Raw genomic sequence first — 12,816 nt, 5'->3', positions numbered from 1 at the left:
CGCTCAGCTCACGCTGGCGAGCACGCTCTTGAGGACGTCGGTGTCGAACACGCCTTCGGCCTCCGCGCGGTAGCTCATGACGAGGCGGTGACGCAGCACCGGCACCACGAGCGCGCGGACGTCTTCCACGTCGGCGGCAGCTTCACCTCGCAGGGCGGCACGAGCCTTGGCCGCGAGGACGAGCGCCTGCGAGCCGCGAGGTCCCGCCCCGAAACGGACGTACTCGTTGACCTCGCGCGGAACGGCATCCGACGCATGACCACGCACGCCCTTCGGGCGCGTCGCACGACCGAGAGCGACGGCGAGCGCCACGGCGGCGTCCGTCACGGGGATGCGCGGCACCAGCGCTTGGAGCGCACGCACCTCCGATGCTTCGAGGACACGCGGCACCTTCCCGACGTCTGCGCTCGTCGTGCGGCGAGCGATTTCCCGCTCCTCGGCCTCGGACGGGTACTCGACGTGGATCTCGAGGAGGAAGCGGTCGAGCTGCGCCTCGGGAAGCGGATAGGTGCCCTCTTGCTCGATCGGGTTGCGCGTGGCGAAGACCTGGAACGGATCGGGCAGCTCGTGCGTCGTGGTGCCGACCGTCACGCGGCGCTCCTGCATGGCTTGGAGCAGCGCCGCCTGCGTCTTCGGCGGCGTGCGGTTGATCTCGTCGGCGAGGATCAGGTTGTGGAAGATCGGGCCGGGCAGAAAGCGAACCCGGCGATGCACGACGCCTTGGTTGTCTTCGTCCTCCTGCAGAACGTCCGTACCGGTGATGTCCGCGGGAAGCAGGTCCGGCGTGAACTGAACGCGACCGAAAGAGAGATCGAGCGCCTCGGCGAGCGAAGCCACGAGGAGGGTCTTTGCGAGGCCCGGAACACCGACGAGCAAGGCGTGGCCGCGCGCAAGCAGCGCCACGAGCATCAGGTCGATGACCTCTTCCTGTCCGACGACCTTCGCCGAAATCGCCGTCTGGAGGGATTTTCGGGCCCCGGACGCTCGGGCCAGCAGCTCGGCATCGCTCGGACGGTCGCTGGAGTGGCCTTTCGAAGCCGTCGAATCGCTCACGATGTCCTTTCTGTTCGCACGATGCAGGGCGTTATGTCAAAGCCGGTCGAGCGGCGGAGCCCATCCGACGCCGTTGCTGCCCGGGCGCCGGCCGTGTAGACCGCACCCCTCCGTGAGGCAGCGCGCCCAGATCCATCCCATTCGTCAGATTCGTCAGTCGAGCAAAGGCCTTGATCGTGCAGTGCGTCGCGCCATGCCAAGCTCCTGCGTAGCAGGCCGGCGCGCTCGCGCTCGTGATTGCGGGCGGGGCACCGTACGTTGTCCGGCGCCAGCGCACTCCATGCTCGAACTGGGACGACTCGGGGGAAACGAACACGCATGAAGGCGAACATCCGTCGCATCCTCGTCGCCATGCTCCTCGGCGTTGCCGTCTACGGCGGCTTCGTCGTCTACAGCGGCCTCGACAAGATTTCGGCGTCGCTCGAGATCTTCCACTTCTCGGCGTTCGCCGCCGCCTGCGCCCTCGCATTCGGCAACTACGTCGTTCGCTTCTTGAAGTGGGAGTTCTATCTCTCGCGCCTCGAGATTCGCGGGGTCGGAAAGCTCGATAGCTTCCTCACGTTCCTCTCGGGCTTCGTGCTGACCGTCACGCCGGGCAAGGTCGGTGAAGTCTTCAAGTCTCTCGTGCTGCACGAGACTCATGGCGTACCGATGACCAAGACGGCGCCGATCGTCGTCGCCGAACGCGCCACCGACGTCATCGGCATCGTCGTCCTCATCGTCATCGGGTCGCTCGGCTTCTCGGGCGGCCTCGTCTGGGCAGCCGTCGGCGCAGCCCTCGTTCTCGCGCTGCTCGTGATCGTCGCGAACCGCAACCTCTCGCTGGCGCTCATCGGCGTGGTCGGCCGGCTCCCCGGCAAGCTCGGAAGGATCGCCCCGAAGCTCGAAGCTGCCTACGACAGCCTCGCGATGATGCTGCGGCCGCGGAATCTCCTCCTGCCCAGCCTTCTCTCCTCGGCTGCCTGGATGCTCGAGTGCCTCGCGCTCTGGGTCATCCTCGTGGGCTTCCGCCTGTCGACGAGCATTCCGCTCGCCATGTTCTTCTATGCGACGAGCACCCTCATCGGCGCGATCATTCCGGTCCCCGGCGGCCTCGGCGTGACCGAGGGCTCGCTCATGGCGCAGATGACGGAGCTCGGCCATGTGGAGCGGGGAATCGCCGCGGCCGCCATGATTCTGGTGCGCTTCGCGACGCTCTGGTTCGCCGTGGTGGTGGGCTTCGTGGCGCTCTCGCTGCTCAAGCGTCGGCACCCGGGCCTTCTCTCGGACGCACGCGCCGAGGCGGAATCCGCCGAAGCGCCCGCCCCGAGTCGCGCCGGCCACTGAATCTCCCCCTCACCCTCCCCGAAGCTCCATGGTGGCGACCGGACCGCCCTTGCGACAGATTCTTCGGTGGCATGCGGCGCCCGCCGGTTCGAGACTATCCCCCGATGACGGCGGACACGGGCTCTTCGCGCTCGCTCGGCGGAGCTTCGCCGGATAGCCGGCCGCCCCGCAACGACGTCAAACCATCTCGCAGGCACCTGGCGCAGCGATGGCGAGACTTGCCGGTTGCTCGCAAGCTCTACCTCGTCGTCGGCCTCATGGCCGTGCTGGTCGCGACCGAGCTGCTCACGCTCTGGTTCGTGACCTCCACCATGTCGTCGATCCGCGTGTTCGTGGACGGCGAAGGGCGCTGGTCGAAGGCGCAGAAGCAAGCCGTCGTGAGCATCCTCCGCTACGAGCAGACGCACGACGAACAGGACTACCAGCGCTTCCTCGAGCACCTGCGCGTGCCGCTTGCCGATCGCGCTGCACGCCTCGAGATGGAAAAGCCCGTCGTCGATCGGGCACGCGTTCGTGAGCTGCTGCTGACCGGCCAGATCGACTACGAGGACACGAGCCGCCTCATCACGTTCTATCGCCGCTTCCGCGACGCCAGCTACGTGCGCGACGCGGTCTCCCGCTGGCTCATCGCCGACGACCTCGTCGAGGAGATCATGAAGGAAGCCGCGGCACTCCGAGCCGTCATCCGATCGGGGGCCGCGGACGCGTCGACGATCGAGCGCCACCTCGAGCGTATCGAAGCCATCGACGAACGGCTGACGGAACTCGAAAACGAGTTCGCGAACGCCTTTGCCATGGGCTCGCGAGATCTCGAGAAGATGCTCCTCGGCTTCCTCGTGTTCCTCGTGCTCGCCGTCGAGACGACCGGGATTGGACTCACGGCCTCCGTCGCGCGTTCGCTCTCGCAGTCGCTGCGTGAAGTGCATCGCGTCGCCGACCGCGTCGGTAAAGGGGACTTTTCGCAGAAGGTCGCGGTGGAATCGCGCGACGAGGTGGGCCAACTGGCGCGCTCGCTCAACCAAATGACGATGAACCTCGAACGAAGCTTCGAGGCGCTCCGCCTGGCGCAGCAAGAGATTCAGCGCGCACACGAGAATCTCGAGCTTCGCGTCGAGCAGCGAACCGCGCGCCTCCAGTTCCTCGCGACCGCGAGCCGTGCGCTCGCCTCGACGCTCGACTACGCCGAAACCACCGCCGCCGTCGCGCGCTTCGGGTCGCAGTACGCCGAGGGATGGTGCACGCTCGAAGTCTTCGGCGAAGACGGAGCGACGGAGCTCGTGGTCACCGGGCTCGACGGCGAGCTTCAGCCGGACGCCGCCGGCTCGGTCGAATTCGAGCCCGCGTTACGAAAGATCCGCGACGAGGCCCTGGCGACGCGGCGAGCCGAGGTGCTCACGCGCAGCTCGGGCTCGACGGCCCTCTGCGTGCCGCTCCATGCACGCGGGCATCTCGTCGGCAGCCTGACGCTCCTGCCCGCCGATCCGGCAAGGCGCTTCGCGGACGAAGAAATCGACGGTGCCGAATCCCTCGCACGCATGGCCGGAAGCGCCATCGACAGCGCGCGGCTCTACCGCTCGGCCCAGGAAGCCATCGGCGCGCGCGACGAGTTTCTCTCGATTGCCTCCCACGAGCTTCGGACACCGCTCACGTCACTCCTGCTCTTGCTTCAGGGCATGCTGCGCACGCGCGCCCCGGAGGAGGCCGCCCCCGCGGAGGTGGTCGCCAAACTCCGACGGTATGCCGCGCAGAGCGAGCGACAGGCCAACCGACTTTCGATCCTCGTCGATCAGTTGCTCGATCTCACGCGGATCCGTGCCGGCCGCCTCGTTCTCGCCTACGAGACGTGCGATCTGGTCGCGCTCGTGCGTGAGGTCCTCCAGCGCAACGAGGTTTCGGCGGCACGCGCCGGATGCGAGCTCGTCTTTCGTGGCCCGGAGGAGGCCGTCGTCGGATCTTGGGACTGCGGACGCATCGAGCAGGTCGTGACGAATCTCGTCTCCAACGCCCTCAAATTCGGCGCCGGACATCCGGTTCGAATCGCCGTCGAGCGCGGCGACGGGGGCAAGGCTCGCCTGACCGTCGAAGACGAAGGCGTCGGCATCCCCGAGGATCAGCGGCCACGAATCTTCGAGCGCTTCGAGCGCGCTGCGCCGTTTGCGATCGGCGGTCTCGGCCTCGGCCTCTACATCGTTCGACAAATCGTCGAGGCCCATCACGGTACGATCCGCGTCGACAGCCGTCCGGGCGAGCACACCGTCTTCACGGTGGAGCTCCCCACCGCGCCGAACGCGTCGAACTAAGGAATCGCGCGAAGCGCCGTCAGGGCGACTTGGAAGTCGGCGGGCGGCTCCGCTTCGAACCGGATCTTCTTCCCCGTGGCGGGGTGGACGAAACCGAGGACGCGCGCGTGCAGCGCCGGGCGGCCGAGCGCTTCGGCGAGCTCGCGAAGGACATCGTGCTTGGGCGTCTTGCCGTAGAGACGATCGCCGAGGATGGGCGTCTTGTTGTCGGCAAGGTGCACGCGAATCTGATGGGTGCGCCCCGTCTCCAGACGACAGGCAACGAGCGTGGCTGCTCCGCCCGCGAACGTCTCGAGGGGCCGCACGTGGGTCACCGCGCGCTTGCCGCTGCGAACCTTCGACGAGAATCGCAGCCGATCGGTGGGGTGCCGGCCGTGGAGCGTGTCGAACGTCGTCTTCTTCACGTTGCCCACGCAGATCGCGACGTACTCGCGCTCGATCGAGTGCTCGGCGAATTGGGCCTTGAGGAGCTCACGTGCGCGAACCGAGCGCGCGACGACCATGAGCCCGCTCGTCCCTTTGTCGAGCCGGTGCACGATGCCAGGGCGCTGGCGCTCGGTGGCGAAGCGGATCGCGCTCGGATCACACTCCTCACGTTCGTCGTCGTCCTCGCTCTCTTCTTCGAAGGTCGCGCTATCGAAGGCGCCGAGCGCGAGAAGGCCGTTCACGAGCGTTCCGGTCCGGTGACCGCGCGCCGGGTGCACGACGAGCCCCGGCGGTTTGTCGATGACGATGAGGTCGTCGTCGGCATGGACGACCTCGAACTCGATTCCCTCTTCGGCGAGCGCCTCGGTAGGCGGCGGCGCCTCCGGCTTGACCTGGATGCGTGCGCCCTCGCGCAGCTTCTCGGCCGCCTTCTTGGTGACGCCGTCGACGGTCACCCCGCCGTGCTCGATCCAACGCTGGAGCTCGGAACGGGAGGGCCCGCCCTCCATCGCCGAAAGCGTGGTCGCCAGAAAACGATCGAGACGCGCGCCCGCGGCTTCGCGCGGCACGACAAGCACGATCGGATTCTTCGACGGAGTCAGTGTCCCCCCTGCCGCGCCTACCAAATCTTCGACTTGATGTGCCCCTTCGCCTTGATCAGGATGTCGACGAGGGCACGGTCGTAGAAGTTTCGAGGGTAGAGCTCGGGGGCCACGCGGCGCTTGTAGAGCGCGCGGCCTTCCTCGATCTCCTCGGCGAGGCTCTCGAAGAGATTGTCGTTCGTGATGCCGTTGACGATCTTTTCCTCGTTGTAAAGGCTGAGATCGCTTGCGATGGCTCGGGCAAGACGACGTGCAGCTTCCTCGGTCTCGATCAGCGGCATCAGATAAGCCTCCTGGGGAGGTCTAGTATCGCGAAGGCGCGATGCCCGTGTCAAAGGGACGCCGCTCGAAGGCGCGCCAAACGATCTCGGTCCGGTCGCTCGCCCGGCCGTGTGCGGCTCATCGGTGCACGTTCCTTCACGCGCATCCCCCAGGACAGCCGCGCTTCTGCTAGAAAGATTGGAATGGCGACCGCGTCGTCCAACGCCGAGTACCCCGCCTTCCCCACGCTGGCCCATGCCATCGAACACGCCGCGAAGGCGGACCCAACCCTAGGGTTCCGCTTCGTCTCCGAAGACGGCGTGCCTGGTTTTTCGCCTTCCGCGACCAGCGAGGCGTCGTTCTCTTACACGGCCCTCGAGCGGTCGAGCGCCCGCTACGGCGGAGCGCTACAGGCCCTCGGCCTGGAGAAGGGTGACCGCGTCGCCCTGATCCTGCCGGCCAATGAGGACTTCGTCCTTTGCTTCTTCGGGGCCATTCGGGCGGGCATCATCCCCGTCCCCATCTATCCCCCCCTGGGGATTGGCCAACTGCAGACCTATCTCGACAACACGCGCCACATCGTCGCCAAGAGCGGCGCCCGCGCGCTCGTGACCACGTCGCAGATCAAGCGCCTGCTCGGCACCGTCCAAGCCTCGTCGCCGTCGCTCGAGCAGGTCGTCGCCGTCGAGGCGATCCGCGAGTCGCTCGAGCCGCTCAAGGGCGTGAAGCTCACGCCCGACGACGTCGCCTTCCTCCAGTTCACGAGCGGTTCGACCTCGCGGCCGAAGGGCGTGACCCTCACCCACGCCAACCTCATGGCGAACATGAGGTGCATCGTGGAGGACGGCCTGAAGATGCGCAGCCACGACGTCGGCGTCTCGTGGCTGCCGCTCTACCACGACATGGGGCTCATCGGCTTCGTCATCGCCCCTCTGGCGATGCGAACGCCCGTCGTGTTCTTGCCGCCCCTCCTCTTCCTCAAGCGCCCCATCACCTGGTTCCAGGCGATGACGCGCCACAAGGGAACGGTCTCGTTCGGGCCGAACTTCGCCTTCGCGCTCTGCGTGAAGCGAATCCGAGAGAAAGAGCTCGAAGGCATCGACCTTTCGAGCTGGCGCGTCGCCGGCTGCGGTGCCGAGCCCATTCGCCCCGAGACCCTCGAGAACTTCGTCAACGCGTTTTCGAAGGTGCGCTTCGACAAGAACGCGCTCCTGCCCTCTTACGGCATGGCGGAGTCGTCGCTCGCGGTCACCTTCACCGAGCTCGGTGAGGGCATGAAGACCATCGCGGTCGACAGCGACACGCTTTGGGCCGAGAACGTCGCGAAGAAGACCGAGCCCAGCGCCGAGCGCGCGATCCGCCTCGTGTCCTGCGGCAAGGCTTTCCCGCTGCACGACGTCCGAGTCTTCGCTGAAGGCGACGAGACGGGCGCAACGCCGCTGCCCGAAGGTCACGTCGGCGAGCTCCGCATCAAGGGCCCGAGCGTGATGAAGGGCTACTGGGAAGACGCCGAGCGCACGAAGAGCACCTTCGCGGGCGAGTGGCTGAAGACTGGCGACCTCGGCTTCCTCGACAGCGGCCACGTCTTCATTTGTGGCCGTTCGAAGGAAGTCATCATCGTCAACGGGCGCAACTACTACCCGCAGGACATCGAGTGGGAGGCGAGCCACGTCGCCGGCGTCCGCAAGGGCAACATCATCGCCTTCGGCGCGCGTGATCCGTCCGGCGTCGAGCGCGACCGTGAGCGCGTGGTCGTCGCCTTCGAGGTGCAAGACGCCCCGAAGGAGCTCGATGCTCGCGCCCTCGCCGCGGCCCGCCAGCCGATCGTCGCGGCCATCCGCAAGGCCGTTCAAGAAGGGATGGGCCTCGTCCTCGACGACGTGGTTCCTCTCGCCCATGGCGTGCTCCCGAAGACCTCGAGCGGCAAGCTCCAGCGTGCGAAGACCCGCGAGCTCTACGAAGCCGGCGAGCTTCTCAGCCGCAAGGGCACGCGCGAGCACGATCGCGTGGGCATGTTGAAGGAAGCCGCCAAGAGCCAGCTCTCGTACTTCAAGCTCGCCGTGCTCGGCGGTCGCAAGAAGGACGACTGACCGAGCGTCAGGGCGAACGCTTCAAGCGCATCCAGCACACGCGTCGAGCGCGCACCCCAACGAGGTGCTGCGCTCGACTGCGCATTGACGTGGTCCGGGCAGGCTGGTAGCTCCGCGTCTGCCATATGCCGTCGGTCCCGGTGGACTGACATTTAAGGGAATCCGGTGAGAACCCGGAGCTGCCCCGCAGCGGTATCGGAGAGTCACGTAGCGTTTCGCTTTCGTCATCGAAGGCGAAAACCCGCCGCGTGAGATCTCCGGAGTCCGAAGACCTGGTGATGGCCCGAGCCCACGTCGTCTCGTCGTCCTGATCGTTTCGACTACAGCTCGCGTTGCCCGGCCCTGCTTCGAGGGAAGCATCCGGTCACCAAGTGTGGTTGCACGCGTTCGTGCATCCACCGCCTGAACGCATCGCTCTTCGCCGCTCCTGCACTGCGCGCGAGGTCGGTGTGCCTCGGGTTCGCCACGAAGAATGCGAGCGTTTCATGATCTCCGGACGATGGTCTCGGGAAGTTCTCAGCGCGTTCGTGTGCGCGGTCGTGCTTGCCTCGGTGGGCTGCAGCGCGGACGACGGCACGAATGGTGTCGACGGAACGAATGGTGTCGACGGCAAAGACGGCAGCAACGGAACGAACGGCAAAGACGGGACGAACGGTAAGAACGGCGCCGAAGGCGCGGATGGGCTCAACGGCAAAGACGGAACCAACGGCAAAGACGGGACGAACGGGACCGACGGGACGAACGGGACCGACGGGACCGACGGCGACGATGGAGCGAACGGCAAAGACGGCGCCTCGTCGCTGATTCGCACGGTGAGCGAGCTCGCCGGTGACCACTGCGCGAACGGCGGCATCGCCGTGCAGGTCGGACTCGACGTCAACGCGAACGGCACGCTCGACGACGTCGAAGTCGACGCGAAGTCGACGAAGTACCTGTGCAACACGCTCCCGGCGTGGCCCGAGCTCCCTGCCCTACCCGCGGTGACGACGGCGTACAGCTTCGCGCTTGCCGTGAACGACGTCGACCAGACGGCGCGCCTCGGCTTCATGTTCAACGACGCCGCGTACCGCGCGCAGCTCGCGAGCGAAGGACCGATCTGGGACGGCGGCGGCGTGTACTCGGGCGCAAACGTCTTCGCGGTCTACGGCTTCGCCGGAGCGGGCGTGAACGCGTCGTGGAAGGCGTACCAGGGTCGCTACACGCCGCAGTTCTACGCGTACTCCGAGCTCGCCTTCGACAGCGGCAGCTCCTACTACACGACGAACTACACCTCGTTCGGCGGCCTCATCTCGGTCGTCAAGGACGGCGGCAAAGGCACGTATGCGCTGACGCCCGCCTTCTCGCCGGGCAAGGCACACAGCATCGCCTTCGTCGACCACGTGCTCTACGCGCTCATGGCGCAGAAGAACGTCGGCATGACGCTGTCGACCTTCCCCGTCGATCAGTTCGGCAACCTCTCCAACGTGTGGAAGAACCTCGCCACCGTGGAAGCGGCCGCGAGCAACGCCACGGCTCCGAAGCTGATCAACGCAGGCGGCAGGCTCGTAGGAGCGTACCTCGCCGGCGGCAAGGCCACGATTCGCGCGACGGCCACCCCTGCCACGATGACGCAAGCCTCGGAGTTCGTCGAGATCGGGTCCTGCGCCGGCGCCACGCGCGTCGACCTCGGATTCGCCGACGGCAAACTCTATGCAGGATGCATCGACACGAACGGTGCGCTCTCGGTTCGCCGTGCGGCCCTCACGGACCTCGCGAACGTGACGTGGGAGACGGTGACGCTCGGCGTCACGGGGGCGACGAGCGAGCTCGATCTCTCGGGCCTCGGCACGCGCATGTCGATCGCCGTCCGCCAGGGAACGGCCGTCCGCGCGTACGCGTCGATCACCGACACGACGCCGTCGTTCGACACCGTTCTCCCGGGCTCGTTCGACCTCGTGGCCGCCAAGGAAGGCCTCGTCCTCTCCGTGTGCGACCTGACCGGCAACAAGACGGTTCGCACGTTCTTGCGCTGAAGCGCGCCGCCGGGCACCGAACCGTTCACCCCGAGCGGTTCGGTGCTTCGCGCGTCAGGTTGAGCGTCGCGAAATCGTAGGTGTCACCGCCGCGCCTCGGCGCGCTGCGCGTTGGCAACGAACGCGAGGCCTTGGGCATTCAGCTCGACGTCGAGGTCGAGAAGCGCCTGCTCCTTCGGACCGAACTGCGGCGCTTCTTCGGCGATCGCCTTGCGCCAATTCTCGGCGAAGCGCGCTTCCATCTGCTCGGGACTCTCACTCCCGTTCACCGCCGATTCCACCCAGGCTTCGGCGCGATCGATGAACCGACGAAGCTGATCCGCGATCACCTGCTTGTCTTCGTAGCCATCGTAGTGCGTGGGACATACCCATCGCTCGCCGAGCGAGAGCACCTTGTCGATGCTCTTGCGCGCTTCGGCGGCGTTGAACCCCGTGGGGCTCGTCGAGGGGATCGCAAAGCGCCCGTGCGCCTGCAGGGCTGGGTACACGAGGCCGAACGTATCGCCCGTGTAGACCGTCTCGACGGCCGGATCGTCGACCGCGAAGTGGTGATAGGCGTGCCCCGAGGTGTGCCAAACGGTGAGCTTGGCATCGCCGAGCTCGAAGCTCTCGCCGTCGGCAAGAGCGCGCACGCGCTCCTTCGGGATGGCCGTCACGGTGCCGTAGAGCTCCTTGAACCGGGCCTCACCGTAAACGGCGGTCGCTCCCTGGATCAGCTTCTCGGGGTCGATGAGGTTCTTTGCGGTGCGCGGGTGGGCAAGGAGCGTGGCGTTCGGACACTTGGCGAGCAGCGCGCTCGCGCCCGCCGCATGGTCGAGGTGCGCGTGCGTCACGACCACCCAACGAACATCCTCCGGCTTCTTTCCCTGCTCGGCCAGCGCGGCGAGGAGCTTCGGAACGGCGTGCGCGGTATGGGCTTCGACGAACGCGCACTCGTCGCCGGCAAGGCGGAGGTACGCGGCGGTGAAGCGCGGAGTGACGTCGGCATCGATCGTGATTCGGGAATGACGCGTCGTCATGGCCGCCATCGTAGTACCGTTCGGGAGCGGATCGGAATGCCCCGCCAATCCCAGCAGCACGCGCACGGCCGGCCTGCTAAGGGAGAAGCATCCACGTGGCCCAAACCCCTCCCCGCCGTCACCAGCGCGTCGAGATGCGCGACCTCATCGGCCACTCGGCCACGCTCCGCATCCGCCGCTTCGGCACTCCGGGCGCCTTCCTCGCCGTCGACGAGACCGACACGCGCCCCGATGCCGAGGTCGTCTTGCTTCTCGGCCCCGAGATTCCGCCGAACGCCAAGGAGGGTGACGCGGTCGATGTCTTCGTGGCACTCGACTCGGAGGGACGTCCCCTCGCCACCACGCGCCGGCCACTGCTCGAGCTCGGCGACGTGGCGTTCTTGACCATTCGTGACGTCACCAAGATCGGCGCGTTCGCGGATTGGGGGCTCCCCAAGGAGCTGCTCGTTCCCTTCGCCGAACAGACGACCGAGATGCGCGTGGGCGAGCGTTACGCCATCGGCCTCTACGTCGACGACACCGGCCGCCTCGCCGGCACGATGCGCGTGAGCGAGATGCTGCGCGACCAGGGTGAGTTCGAGCTCGACGAATGGGTCGAGGGCGAAGCCTGGCGCAATGACCCGCAAATCGGCGTGTTCGTCATCATCGAGCGCGCCTTCGTGGGCCTCTTGCCAGCAGGTGAACCGCACCATCTCTCGCGCGGCGAGCAGGCGCGCTTCCGCGTGAGCAACATCCTTCCCGACGGAAAGATCGAGCTCTCCTTGCGTGGCCACGCCCACGAAGAGCTCGAGAGCGACGCGAAGAAGATCCTCACCGTGCTCGGCCAGCCGGGCGCCCCGCGCATCGGCGATCGCTCGGATCCGGAGCGCATTCGTGAGGTCTTCGGTCTGAGCAAGAAGGCGTTCAAGCGAGCCGCCGGCCGCCTTCTCAAAGATGGTTCGGCCGCGATCGACAACGAAGGATTCCTCGTCCTTCGTCAGGACAAGGGACGCGCACCGAAGAAGAAGTAGGGCGCGGGCTCGACGCACGGTCGCGGCGGGCCAACTGTTCGTCGTTCGACAACAGTTCGGTCGCGAGAGTCTATCTAATCCATCGTCAAGCAACGGTGCATGGTGTTGGTCAGAACACGGAAGGAACTGACACCATGGCCGCTCGCACTTCGATCAAGTCTTTCGCCCCCAGCACCTCGGACATCGCGGACCGTGCGACCGGCACCGGAAGTGTGCTCCAGCGCCTCACGCGGACGAGCTCGGACGTGGCCCCGCTGGTCGCCCGCATCGCGCTCGGCCTGGTGATGTTCCCGCACGGTGCGCAGAAGGCGCTCGGCCTCTTCGGCGGTCACGGCTTCAGCGGCACGATGGGCTTCTTCACCGGTCAGATGGGCATTCCCGCGGCCTTCGCGGCGCTGGCGATCGCCGCCGAGTTCCTCGGCTCGATCGGCCTGATCGTCGGCGCGCTCTCGCGCATCGCCGCGCTCGGCATCGCCGCGAACATGCTCGTCGCCGTCTTCATGGTGCACGCAAAGTTCGGCTTCTTCATGAACTGGATGGGCGCGCAGGCCGGTGAAGGCATCGAGTACCACCTGCTCGCGATCGGCCTCGCGCTGATCGTCATGGTCAAAGGCGCGGGTGCGTGGTCGCTCGACGGTCTCCTCGGCCGCCGCCTGTCACGGTGAGAAGCCGTCGAAGCTCGAGACGACGCAGGGGCAGAAGCACCGTCCGCCTCTG

10 protein-coding genes and 1 riboswitch are annotated in these 12,816 nt (G+C 66.8%); of the genes, 6 read left to right on the top strand and 4 right to left on the bottom strand.

Annotation, left to right across the window (positions count from 1 at the left end):
* Positions 1-3: 3 nt before the first annotated feature.
* On the bottom strand, positions 4-1,053 hold the full coding sequence (locus tag AKJ09_RS38375; protein ID WP_275936683.1) for an AAA family ATPase: 1,050 nt from the start codon (positions 1,051-1,053) through the stop codon (positions 4-6).
* A gap of 318 nt (positions 1,054-1,371) precedes the next feature.
* On the opposite strand from AKJ09_RS38375, the gene AKJ09_RS38370 reads away from it, so the two are divergent.
* Both AKJ09_RS38370 and AKJ09_RS38365 read left to right on the top strand, forming a co-directional pair.
* Positions 1,372-2,379 (top strand): lysylphosphatidylglycerol synthase transmembrane domain-containing protein, encoded by a 1,008-nt coding sequence (locus AKJ09_RS38370; RefSeq protein ID WP_146652798.1) that lies wholly within the window; start codon positions 1,372-1,374, stop codon positions 2,377-2,379.
* A gap of 104 nt (positions 2,380-2,483) precedes the next feature.
* Positions 2,484-4,679, top strand: coding sequence for an ATP-binding protein (locus AKJ09_RS38365; RefSeq protein WP_169928205.1), 2,196 nt, complete (start codon positions 2,484-2,486; stop codon positions 4,677-4,679).
* On the opposite strand, the gene AKJ09_RS38360 is transcribed toward AKJ09_RS38365, so the two are convergent.
* A complete protein-coding gene (locus tag AKJ09_RS38360; protein WP_240488749.1) occupies positions 4,676-5,683 on the bottom strand; it encodes an RluA family pseudouridine synthase in 1,008 nt (335 codons plus the stop codon). The genes AKJ09_RS38365 and AKJ09_RS38360 overlap by 4 nt on opposite strands.
* A gap of 41 nt (positions 5,684-5,724) precedes the next feature.
* Positions 5,725-5,988 carry a hypothetical protein gene (locus AKJ09_RS38355; protein WP_146652796.1) on the bottom strand — a complete coding sequence of 88 codons (264 nt, stop codon included), beginning with the start codon at positions 5,986-5,988 and terminating at the stop codon, positions 5,725-5,727.
* Between the two features lie 183 nt (positions 5,989-6,171).
* Here AKJ09_RS38355 and AKJ09_RS38350 point away from each other — a divergent pair, with 183 nt between their 5' ends.
* Positions 6,172-8,058 carry a fatty acyl-AMP ligase gene (locus AKJ09_RS38350; RefSeq protein WP_146652795.1) on the top strand — a complete coding sequence of 629 codons (1,887 nt, stop codon included), beginning with the start codon at positions 6,172-6,174 and terminating at the stop codon, positions 8,056-8,058.
* 155 nt (positions 8,059-8,213) lie between these two features.
* A riboswitch (cobalamin riboswitch) is annotated at positions 8,214-8,332 on the top strand.
* A gap of 211 nt (positions 8,333-8,543) precedes the next feature.
* Positions 8,544-10,070, top strand: a complete 1,527-nt coding sequence (locus AKJ09_RS38345) for a DUF7151 family protein (RefSeq protein ID WP_146652794.1) — start codon at positions 8,544-8,546, stop codon at positions 10,068-10,070.
* 83 nt (positions 10,071-10,153) lie between these two features.
* On the opposite strand, the gene AKJ09_RS38340 is transcribed toward AKJ09_RS38345, so the two are convergent.
* A complete protein-coding gene (locus AKJ09_RS38340; RefSeq protein WP_169928204.1) occupies positions 10,154-11,089 on the bottom strand; it encodes an MBL fold metallo-hydrolase in 936 nt (311 codons plus the stop codon).
* Between the two features lie 95 nt (positions 11,090-11,184).
* On the opposite strand from AKJ09_RS38340, the gene AKJ09_RS38335 reads away from it, so the two are divergent.
* Together AKJ09_RS38335 and AKJ09_RS38330 are read left to right on the top strand one after the other, a co-directional pair.
* On the top strand, positions 11,185-12,099 hold the full coding sequence (locus AKJ09_RS38335) for a CvfB family protein (protein WP_240488747.1): 915 nt from the start codon (positions 11,185-11,187) through the stop codon (positions 12,097-12,099).
* Positions 12,100-12,233: 134 nt separating this feature from the next.
* Positions 12,234-12,764: a DoxX family protein gene (locus tag AKJ09_RS38330; protein WP_146652792.1), complete on the top strand. Its 531-nt coding sequence runs from the start codon at positions 12,234-12,236 to the stop codon at positions 12,762-12,764.
* Positions 12,765-12,816: the final 52 nt, after the last annotated feature.

It is taken from the genome of Labilithrix luteola (assembly GCF_001263205.1).
Classification (GTDB): Bacteria; Myxococcota_A; Polyangia; order Polyangiales; family Polyangiaceae; genus Labilithrix; species Labilithrix luteola.
This window is presented reverse-complemented; position numbering and strand designations above follow the sequence as displayed.